Below are 8,850 nucleotides of genomic sequence, written 5' to 3'. Positions count from 1 at the left end.
CGGGCTGCTGGCGTTCCACCGGGCGGTGCCCAACTCCGTGGGCCACGTGGGCAGTTTGCTGGAGGCGTTCCTGCCGTGGCTCGGAGTGGTGGTCGTGGTGCTGCTCGGCCTGGCGCTGCTGCGCCGTTCGGCCCTCGCGCTGGTGGCACTGCTGCTGCCGGTGGCGGCGTGGACATATCTCTTCGGCGGGCTGTTCCTGCCCGGGGCGGAGCCCGGCCCGCGTGACCTGGTGGTGGTGCAGCACAACGTCAGCGATGAGAACGCCGATCCGGCGGGTACGGCCCGCGCCCTGGCCGACGCCGAGCCCGATCTCATCGCGCTGGAGGAGCTGGTGCCCAGCGCGCTGCCGGTCTATGAGAAGACACTCGCCCCGGACTACCCGTACCACGCCGTGCGGGGCACCGTTGGACTCTGGTCGAGGCATCCGCTCACCGATGCCCGGCCGTTGGACATCAAACCCCAGGGGATCGCGGAGGGGTGGAATCGCGGACTGCGGACCACCGTCCACACGCCGCACGGCGAGATCGCGGCGTATGTCGCACACCTGCCGTCGGTGCGCATCCGGGCGAGTGGACTCGCGTCCTCCTGGCGTGATGAGAGCGCCGGTCTGCTGGGCAGAGCCATCGCCGCCGAGAAGCGCGATCGGGTGATCCTGCTGGGCGATCTCAACGGCACGGTGGACGACCGTGGGCTGGCCCCGCTGACCTCGCGGATGAACGTGGCGGAGCGGGGCTTCGCCTTCAGCTTCCCCGCGGGCTTCCCGCTGGCCCGGATCGACCAGGTCATGGCCCGCTCGGCGACCGTCGGCCACATCCGCACCCTGTCCGCCACCGGCAGCGACCATCTGCCCGTCGCCGCCCGGATCGCATGGGGGTGACCAGAGCCCGGTCCGACCACGCGCCCGCCACCACGTCGCGGGGTCTCCTCGGGAGCGGTCCCGGGACCCGCGGGTTAGAAATGCGGCGCACGCATTCCCGACCCAGGAGGTTCCACTGATGAGTACCGGTATGCGCTGGAGGACCGCGACGGCCGCGGTGACCACGACCGTGGCGGGCACGCTGGCACTCGGCCTGATGTCGCCGGTGGCGCAGGCCGCCGCCCATGGGCCCTGCTACGACGGGCGGTGCACGGTCACCGTGTCGAGGCCCACGAGCATCAAGGTCGACAGCCACCGGTTCGGGTTCGGGAAGCTGCGGATCACCCACATCAGCTCCCGGTCCGTGAAGCTGGCGGCCACCACGACGGGCGGCGCGCACCTGAGCGGCAGCACCAGCCCGGGCGGCACGGTCAGGCTCAACAACCTGAGCATCGGGGTGCGGTCGGTCAGCGGCCACAAGGCCAAGCTGGTCCTGTCGTCCTGATGTCCTGACTCGCCGTCAACTCCTCACGGGATGGCACCCCGGCGCATGCGTCTGCGCCGGAGTGCCATCCGTAGTACGGTGCCGCTGCTGGTCAGGGACGGCCGCCGCATGGTGCTGACCCCCTTCGCGGAGTCGCTGGTCCAACCGGTCACGGAGATTGATCTGGTCATCTGGCCGCCCATGATCCAGGACAAGGAGCTGGAGACGTTCTCCAGCGCCATGTTGTTCACCGACGAATTCGTGGCCGTGGTGGACCAGGACCACCCCGAAGTGGGTGATGTCCTGACCTCCGATCAGCTCTGCACCCTGCCGTACGTCCAGATCGGGGGCCCGCAGCCCACGATCGCCGATACGGTTCTCACTCAACTCGGCCTGCCCCTCCGGGCCGTCGCCGCCACCGACAACTTCACCAACGCGACCTGTCTGCTCCCCGGCACCCGCACGGTCGCGGTGATACAGCGGCGCCTGTTCGACCAGCTCGGCCCGAGTATCGGTCTTCGGACCGTGGCGCTCGATGTGCCGCTGCCGCGGCTCGTCGAGTCGATGTACTGGCATCCCAGGAACACCGTCGATCCCACCCACCGATGGCTGCGGGAGCAGGTCCTGCGTCTGTGCGCCACCGGCCTTCCGGACCGGCCGCACGACGACACCGGTCCTCCGCGGGGCGCGCGGCCCGACAGGTGATCAGTTCGCGGGCCGGCGAGGGCGGGGGTCCGGGTGCTGCTCCGGTCCGGCGTACGGTCCGGTTCCACCGACACGTTCAGGCCGGTGCCGTTCCCAGAAAATGCCGAACCCGGCACATCGGCCCCACGGTCACCTTTCGGTGATGCGGGCGGTGAGACGGGTCAGCAGAGGTACGCAGTCCCGCAGTCGCCGCTGCTCGTCGGGGCTGAGCGTGTCGCGGATGGCGGTGCCCAGCCAGCCGGCGCGCTGGGCGCGTTCCCGCTGAAGGCGGGCGCGGCCGGCGTCGGTGATGTGCAGCAGGAGCTTGCGACCGTCGCTGGGGTGGGGCTCGGTGCGCACCAGGCCGTCGCCGAGCAGTTCCTTGACGGATTTGGCGGCCGACTGGTGGGTCACTCCGCGCCGGTGCGCCAGGTCGGCCGTGGTCTGCGGGCCACCGCGGTCGAGGTGGCCGAGGATGGCGGCCCCTCCGGAGGGCATGGTGTCGGCGGCCCGTACGGCGCGGACGAGTTCGCCGACCGCCTGCCGCAGGTCTTCAGCCAGTGCGTCGTCTTCCATGGCTCCACCCTACCCAGGTCATGAAGGCAGGTTGTACAACCATTTTGTACAGTATGGTTGCACAGCTCGGTTGTACAGTTTTGCCAGGGATCAAGGAGACCCACGATGCAGCTCACCAAGTTCGGCCATGCCTGCGTCCGTATCGACAAGGACGACCGCCGCCTGGTCGTGGACCCGGGTGGCCTCACCGAACCGCACGCGCTGGACGGCGCGGACGCGGTCCTGGTGACCCACGAACACTTCGACCACTTCTCCGAGGAGGCGCTCCGCAAGGCCGCGGAGAACAACCCGGCCCTGCACATCTGGACCAACGCCTCCGTCGCCAAGCAGCTGGACGGCCTCGGCACCCGGGTCTCCACCGTCGGCGAGGGCGAGACCTTCACCGCGGCCGGTTTCGAGGTGAGGGTCTACGGCACGTGGCACGCGCCCATCCACCCCGACATCCCGCCGGTCGGCAACGTCGGCTTCCTCATCGACGACGCCCTCTTCCACCCCGGGGACGCACTGACCGTCCCCGATGCCACCGTCGACACCCTGCTGCTGCCCGTGCACGGCCCCTGGTCGACCACCGGGCAGCTGATCGACTACGTGCGGGAGGTGGCCCCACGGGACGCCTACGCCATCCACGACGGCGCCCTCAACGACGTCGGTAACGCGATGCTCGGCGGCTTCCTGGGCGACAGCGGCCCCGGCGTCGGGGCCCGCTACCACGGACTGGCCGCCGGCGCCTCCGTTGACATCGGCTGAGCTCTAGCCTGACAGTCCCGCGGGCGGCGCGCTGGTGAGCCGTACGCGAAGCTCCATCGGAATGGATCGAGGTTCGGTGTCGCCGTCGGCGGCCATCAGGGACTCCAGTTCCTGGGCGGCCAGCCTGCCCAGTTCATCCCGGGCCATCGAGGCCGTGGTAAGGCGGCGTGAACTGGGCAGGTCGTCAACGGAGATGTCGTCGCAGCCGATCACCGACATGTCCTCAGGGACCCGCAGACCCGACTCCTCCAAAGCCGCCATCGCACCGAGCGCCACCAGGTCGTTGTACGCGACAACAGCGCTGACACCGCGACCCCGCACCGCGTCGGCCGCGTCGTAGCCATGCCGCGCCGTGTGGCCGCAAGGGATGACGGTGACATCGATACCGAAGGCCGCCGCGGCCTCGAAGGCCCGGATGCGCTCCGCGTTGGCCCAGGACGCTTCCGGGCCGCTCAGGTAGGCCACCCGGCGATGGCCGAGCTGGGTGAGATGACCGCAGACGAGGGTCATCCCGCCGTAGAAGTCGGCCGTGACCGAGGGGACGCTCAGCCCGGGGACGATCCGGTTGACCAGCACCACAGGGTTGCCACGCAGCGTCAGATCGACGAGCGCGGTGCGGTCCATGCGAGGAGAGCACAGCAGTACACCGTCACAACAGCCCATCAGGTCCTCGGCGAGCCCATGCTCGCTCGCCGCGTCCTCGTCCGACTCCATCACCATCACACGGCGCCCGTGCGAGCGGGCGACAGCGGAGACGGATTTCAAAACATCCGGAAAGTACGGGTTGGACAGGTCGGGCACGAGTACCCCGATAGCGCCCGCCTCGCCGCGAGCCAGGCCCTGGGCGGCGGCATTGGGGCGATAGCCCAGTTCGGCGACCGCGCCGTGCACCCGGCGCACCAGCTCGGGGTCGACCCGGGCCGTGCCATTGAGAACACGGGACACGGTGGAGGTGGACACCCCCGCCGCCGCACCGACGTCGTTGATCGTCACACGCCGCTGGCGCGCTCCCTTCTTCGCGGCGGACCTGCTCGCCACACCGGGCATTTCGCCTGAAAGGGGTGGTTCCGGTTCCGTGGACGATCTCCGAGTTTCCGTCGCCTCCGGCACTTTCGGCGTAGCCAAACCCAGCCCCCAGTCAGCTTCGGTGAGTACGAGGACGCGCACAACCTACCCCCTTCCGGCGGCTCGGCAGCCCACACGAACCCTGCCACCCCCTGTGAGCACTTATGAAAGCGCGCCCTCAGCCCATTGCGCACTGCCGCCATAGATTCCTGCCCTGCTCAAAATTGCAGGCCAGGACGGTTCTTACCGGCTTCGCGCCGAAGCATCTCAGAACATGATCTTGTGAAAGCGCTTGCACGCCCAATTGATGGGCCCTACCGTCATGCACACCTCACCGTCCCGAGCGACGCCAGCGCCGAGCAGCCAACGGCGGGAACTTCTCTCGGCAGCAGTTCGCCACGGGGCAGGTCGGCGCCATCGAGGAGGGAACCACATGACAACCGAGCCCCTCGGCTCCTGCGAGCTCGACGGCGCCTTCGCCTACACCTGGGACCTGGTGGGCGACCCCGCCGCGGCCGAACGCTTGGCCTCACTCGGTGTGGGCGCGGTAGTCCTTCAAGCCGCCTACCACTCGGTGCGCGCCATGACGCCCCGCCACCCCGCCCACCGCATCGTGCACGCCACTCACGCCGCCGCGTACTTCCCGCTCGACCCACGCCACTGGCGCGGCACGCGTCTGAGGCCCTCCGCACCGGGCTGGGCCGTCGACGCTCCGGACCGGTTCGGCACGGCGGCCTCGGCCCTGCGGAGCCATGGACTGCGAGTCGAAGCCTGGTTGGTGCTCACGCACAGCACGGCGGCGGGAACGCGCGCACCCGATCTGACCGTGCGCAACGCGTTCGATGAACGATACGGATATGCCCTGTGCCCGGCGCAGCCCGAAGTCGCCGCGTACGCGACGCAGTTGGTCCGTGCCTTCGGCGCGCGCCACGACGCCGCCGAAGTGCCGGCGCTCATGCTGGAGGCGTGTGGGTGGCTGGGCTTCGAGCACGGCAGCCACCACGAGAAGACAGCGGGCACCGATCTGAGCACGGGCTGCCGGGATCTGCTGTCGATATGCCTGTGCGCTGCGTGCCGCAGGGGGATCGAGGCCTCCGGAGCGGACGCCGTCGGCGTCGCGCGGGCGGTGCGCCGCACCGTCGACGCGGAGCTGCGCGACGGTGTCCGCGCCCCGAACACGCTCGCCGAGTCTCTGGGCGAGCAGGCGACACAAGCGCTGCTGCGTCACCGGCGGTCTGTGATTGAGGAGTTGACGCTACGGATCGCGGCGGCCGCGCCCGGCCGGGAGATCCTCCTGATGGCGGACGGCGACCCGCAGACCACCGGCCCCGACAGCGGGCTCGACCTGGGCCACTTCGACGGTCGGGCCACCGCCTTCGTCGTCAAATGCTGGGACGACGAAACCCGGGCGGTGGCCCGAGTCGAGGAGGCGGTGCGCAGCAGCGCACGGCCGGTCATCGCCAATGTGTCGGTACTGGAAGGGCACCCCGCTCACCTCGCCGGACGGGTGGCGCGGCTGCGCGCCGCCGGTGCCCAGCGGATTCGCTACTACCACGCCGGTCTGGCCTCACCTGCCCGTCTCCGTGCGCTGCGCGCGGCCAACGCGCAAGAAGAGGTGAGAACCATGACGGGAGCCACGCCACCGACAGTCGAGGGAGCAGCATGACGCACGCCAGCCACATCACCGACCCCGAGCCGCCTCACCCCGCCTCCCAGGTGGCCATTGCGGCGATGGAGCATGCCGCATGACCACAGCCTCCTTCACACTGGTCATGGTCCCCCCGCTGCCGGACGAGACACGGTCCTGGTCCGACATGCTCGTGCGGGCCGTACCCGGAATCGAGGTCCTCCGCCCCGAAAGCCCCGAGGACGTCGGCGCCGCCCTGGCCCGCGCCGACGCCGCCTACGGGACGCTCACTCCCGAACTCCTCGATTCGGCACAGCGCTTGCGCTGGTTGCAGGCTCCTCAGGCGGGGCCTCCTCCCGGCTTCTACCACCCCGCGCTCGTACGTCATCCGGTCCAGGTGACGAACATGCGGGACACGTACACCGCTCATGTCGCCACGCACACACTGGCGTTGGTCCTGGCTCTGGCCCGGCAGCTCCCCCGCTACGTGCGCGAGCAAGCGGCCGCCAACTGGGCACCGGACTGGTCGGAGGGCGCGGTCCTTCCGCTCGGTGAGGCGCGTGCGCTCATCGTCGGTACGGGTGCGGTCGGTGCCGAGGTGGGACGGCTGCTCGCCGCGTTCGGAACCCGTGTCGAGGGCGTCGATCCGCGGGTCACCGAAGCACCACCCGGTTTCGACCGGGTTCTCCCGCCCGATCTCCTCGATCAGGTACTTCCCCAGGCGGACATCGTGATCCTGACCGTGCCCCACACCCCTCGGACAGAAGGGTTGCTGGACTCCAGGCGTATCGCGTTGATGAAACGCGGAGCCTGCCTCATCAACGTGGGCCGCGGTCCCACCGTCCGGCTCGACGACCTGGTCACGGCCCTGGACGCGGGGCGTCTACGGGGTGCCGCCCTCGATGTCGTGGAACAGGAGCCACTGCCTGCGGACCACCCATTGTGGCGTCACCCCAGAGCCCTGGTCACCCCTCATGTCGCGGGGGCCGGACCGCATGCCGCGGAGCGTCGGTTCGAGGTGCTCGCGGACAACGCGCGGCGGTTCGCCGCCGGGCAGCCGTTGATCAACGTTGTGGACAAGTCGCAATGGTTCTGACGACAGCGGCTGACGGCCCGCTCGCCGTGCGCTGATGAGGTCAGGGGCCTGACCGAGTCCGACGTCGGCCTCGCCTCATCGCCTGCGCCTGTTCACCGCCCCGCCCCATGACCCCGCCGATCTCAACGGTCGGCGGTTCCTCGGGAACATCCCCTACGGGCCCGTCATGGCCCCACACATGAAGGAGCCGCTCATGAAAGAGGACCCAAGCGCGCGGAGGACTCCGCACCGCGCTCTGGTGTTCGTCGCCGTGTCGGCACTCGCCGTCGGCGTCCTGGCCTCGGTGCAGAGCGCGTCGGCCGCTCCGGCGGACGCCGCCGCCTGCCCCGCACCGGCCTCCGCCATCGGCCTGAGCACCGGCTGGAAGCTCCAGTTGCCCACACCCAACAGCTCCGGCTCTCCCCTGGAGGTCAAGCAGCCGCAATTGTCGACGTACGACAAGGCGCCCTGGTTCACAACCGCTTCGAGCTGCGACGCGATCCTGATGCGGGCCGCCGTCAACGGCGCCACCACCAGCAACACCGGATACCCGCGGTCGGAGCTGCGCGAGATGACCGCGGACGGGTCGGCAACGACCGGCTGGTCATCGACGACGGGCACCCACACCATGGTCGTCGACGAGGCCATCACCCATCTGCCTTCGGGCAAGCCGCATGTGATGGCCGGGCAGATACATGACGCGACGAGCGACGTCACCTCGTTCCGTCTCGAAGGGACCAACCTGTACATCACCTCCTACAACACCACCCACTACAAACTGGTGACCTCCGGCTACAAGCTGGGCGACCGGTTCCAGGGGAAGTTCGTGGCCCACGACGGAAAGGTCGACGTCTACTACAACGGCACTCTCCAAGCCACCGTCAACGCCAAGTTCGGCAGCGGCTACTTCAAGGCGGGTGACTACACTCAGGCGAACTGCGGCAACGCCACGCCGTGCGATGACTCGAACTACGGCGAGGTCGCCCTGTACGGCGTCACGGTGAAGCACACCTGACCACCATGACGTACGGCCGCGGTCAGCGGGCGGGTGCCGACTGCCCGCCGACCGCGGCCCCGCTGCACCTTCAGGCGGCCCGGACGTTCCGCCAACCGCCCGGACACCGGTGAGGACGGCGATGGGCTGGTCGCGCGGCTGACGCCTACATCGCCGGCACGTCTTCTTCGACGGCGACGGTGCGCAGCGCTTCGGCGACGCGTACCGTCGCCTCGCCCTGCGGCCCGGGGAGCCGGGCGAGGACCAGGCGGCGTTGTTCCCGCGGGCCGCCGCGCACGGGCAGGACGCACACCCCCTCGGGGGCGGCCGGGGCGAGCGAGGCCCCGATGGTAGTGAGGCCGCAGCCCGCGGCGACCAGGCTGACCTTGGCCGGCCAGTCACGGGCGGTGTGGACGTTCTCGGGCCGCTCGTCCAGCCCGGGCCACACCCCCATCAGCCGGTCCTCGCCGGAGGGCGGTCCCGCGATCCAGCGTTGCCCCCTCAGGTCGGCGATGTCCACGTAGTCCCGGCGCGCCAGGGGGTGGGAAGCGGGCACGGCGAGTCGGAGGCCGCGCTCGGTCAGGGTCTGCGCCACGAGCGGTGGCGATTCGGTGTCCAGCGGCCGGAACGGGGGCGCGGAGCTGAGCAGCGCGGGATCGACGCCGCCACTGCGCAGCGCCCGGACGAGCGCGGCCGTGGTGCCCTCACGGCTGGTGACGGTGATGGCGGGATGGGTGGCGCG

The 8,850-nt window shown here is 70.1% G+C and carries 10 protein-coding genes; 7 read left to right on the top strand and 3 right to left on the bottom strand.

Going from position 1 to position 8,850, the window contains the following annotated elements; translation table 11 throughout:
• From GWI24_RS34890 to GWI24_RS34880, 3 genes are all read left to right on the top strand, one after another.
• The coding region (locus GWI24_RS34890) for an endonuclease/exonuclease/phosphatase family protein (protein WP_247617287.1) at positions 1 to 877 on the top strand (877 nt) is incomplete at its 5' end.
• A gap of 118 nt (positions 878 to 995) precedes the next feature.
• A complete protein-coding gene (locus GWI24_RS34885) occupies positions 996 to 1,361 on the top strand; it encodes a hypothetical protein (protein ID WP_210950052.1) in 366 nt (121 codons plus the stop codon).
• Between the two features lie 45 nt (positions 1,362 to 1,406).
• Positions 1,407 to 2,045 (top strand): LysR substrate-binding domain-containing protein, encoded by a 639-nt coding sequence (locus GWI24_RS34880; protein ID WP_210950051.1) that lies wholly within the window; start codon positions 1,407 to 1,409, stop codon positions 2,043 to 2,045.
• Positions 2,046 to 2,174: 129 nt separating this feature from the next.
• On the opposite strand, the gene GWI24_RS34875 is transcribed toward GWI24_RS34880, so the two are convergent.
• Positions 2,175 to 2,600: a MarR family winged helix-turn-helix transcriptional regulator gene (locus GWI24_RS34875; protein WP_210950050.1), complete on the bottom strand. Its 426-nt coding sequence runs from the start codon at positions 2,598 to 2,600 to the stop codon at positions 2,175 to 2,177.
• Between the two features lie 105 nt (positions 2,601 to 2,705).
• On the opposite strand from GWI24_RS34875, the gene GWI24_RS34870 reads away from it, so the two are divergent.
• Positions 2,706 to 3,347, top strand: coding sequence for an MBL fold metallo-hydrolase (locus GWI24_RS34870; protein ID WP_210950049.1), 642 nt, complete (start codon positions 2,706 to 2,708; stop codon positions 3,345 to 3,347).
• A 3-nt stretch (positions 3,348 to 3,350) separates the two neighbouring features.
• On the opposite strand, the gene GWI24_RS34865 is transcribed toward GWI24_RS34870, so the two are convergent.
• A complete protein-coding gene (locus GWI24_RS34865) occupies positions 3,351 to 4,340 on the bottom strand; it encodes a LacI family DNA-binding transcriptional regulator (protein ID WP_308344191.1) in 990 nt (329 codons plus the stop codon).
• A 505-nt stretch (positions 4,341 to 4,845) separates the two neighbouring features.
• On the opposite strand from GWI24_RS34865, the gene GWI24_RS34860 reads away from it, so the two are divergent.
• From GWI24_RS34860 to GWI24_RS34850, 3 genes are all read left to right on the top strand, one after another.
• Positions 4,846 to 6,078: a hypothetical protein gene (locus tag GWI24_RS34860; RefSeq protein ID WP_210950047.1), complete on the top strand. Its 1,233-nt coding sequence runs from the start codon at positions 4,846 to 4,848 to the stop codon at positions 6,076 to 6,078.
• Between the two features lie 79 nt (positions 6,079 to 6,157).
• Positions 6,158 to 7,135 carry a D-2-hydroxyacid dehydrogenase gene (locus GWI24_RS34855; protein ID WP_210950046.1) on the top strand — a complete coding sequence of 326 codons (978 nt, stop codon included), beginning with the start codon at positions 6,158 to 6,160 and terminating at the stop codon, positions 7,133 to 7,135.
• Between the two features lie 193 nt (positions 7,136 to 7,328).
• Positions 7,329 to 8,129, top strand: a complete 801-nt coding sequence (locus GWI24_RS34850) for a polysaccharide lyase family 7 protein (protein ID WP_210950045.1) — start codon at positions 7,329 to 7,331, stop codon at positions 8,127 to 8,129.
• 145 nt (positions 8,130 to 8,274) lie between these two features.
• Here the strand turns inward: GWI24_RS34850 and GWI24_RS34845 are convergent.
• Positions 8,275 to 8,850 (bottom strand): LysR family substrate-binding domain-containing protein (locus GWI24_RS34845; RefSeq protein WP_210950044.1); only part of this gene is annotated, 576 nt, incomplete at its 5' end.

It is taken from the genome of Streptomyces sp. MK37H, from assembly GCF_018035285.1.
Taxonomy (GTDB): domain Bacteria; phylum Actinomycetota; class Actinomycetes; order Streptomycetales; family Streptomycetaceae; genus Streptomyces; species Streptomyces endocoffeicus.
Note: the sequence above shows the minus strand (reverse complement) of the source record. Positions and strands in the feature narration are given on the sequence as shown.

Bases quoted from the DNA above. Each gene is read 5' to 3' on its own strand.
- GWI24_RS34885 (WP_210950052.1), top strand. From the start codon at position 996: ATGAGTACCGGTATGCGCTGGAGGACCGCGACGGCCGCGGTGACCACG.
- GWI24_RS34880 (WP_210950051.1), top strand. From the start codon at position 1,407: ATGCGTCTGCGCCGGAGTGCCATCCGTAGTACGGTGCCGCTGCTGGTC.
- GWI24_RS34875 (WP_210950050.1), bottom strand. From the start codon at position 2,600: ATGGAAGACGACGCACTGGCTGAAGACCTGCGGCAGGCGGTCGGCGAA.
- GWI24_RS34870 (WP_210950049.1), top strand. From the start codon at position 2,706: ATGCAGCTCACCAAGTTCGGCCATGCCTGCGTCCGTATCGACAAGGAC.
- GWI24_RS34860 (WP_210950047.1), top strand. From the start codon at position 4,846: ATGACAACCGAGCCCCTCGGCTCCTGCGAGCTCGACGGCGCCTTCGCC.
- GWI24_RS34855 (WP_210950046.1), top strand. From the start codon at position 6,158: ATGACCACAGCCTCCTTCACACTGGTCATGGTCCCCCCGCTGCCGGAC.
- GWI24_RS34850 (WP_210950045.1), top strand. From the start codon at position 7,329: ATGAAAGAGGACCCAAGCGCGCGGAGGACTCCGCACCGCGCTCTGGTG.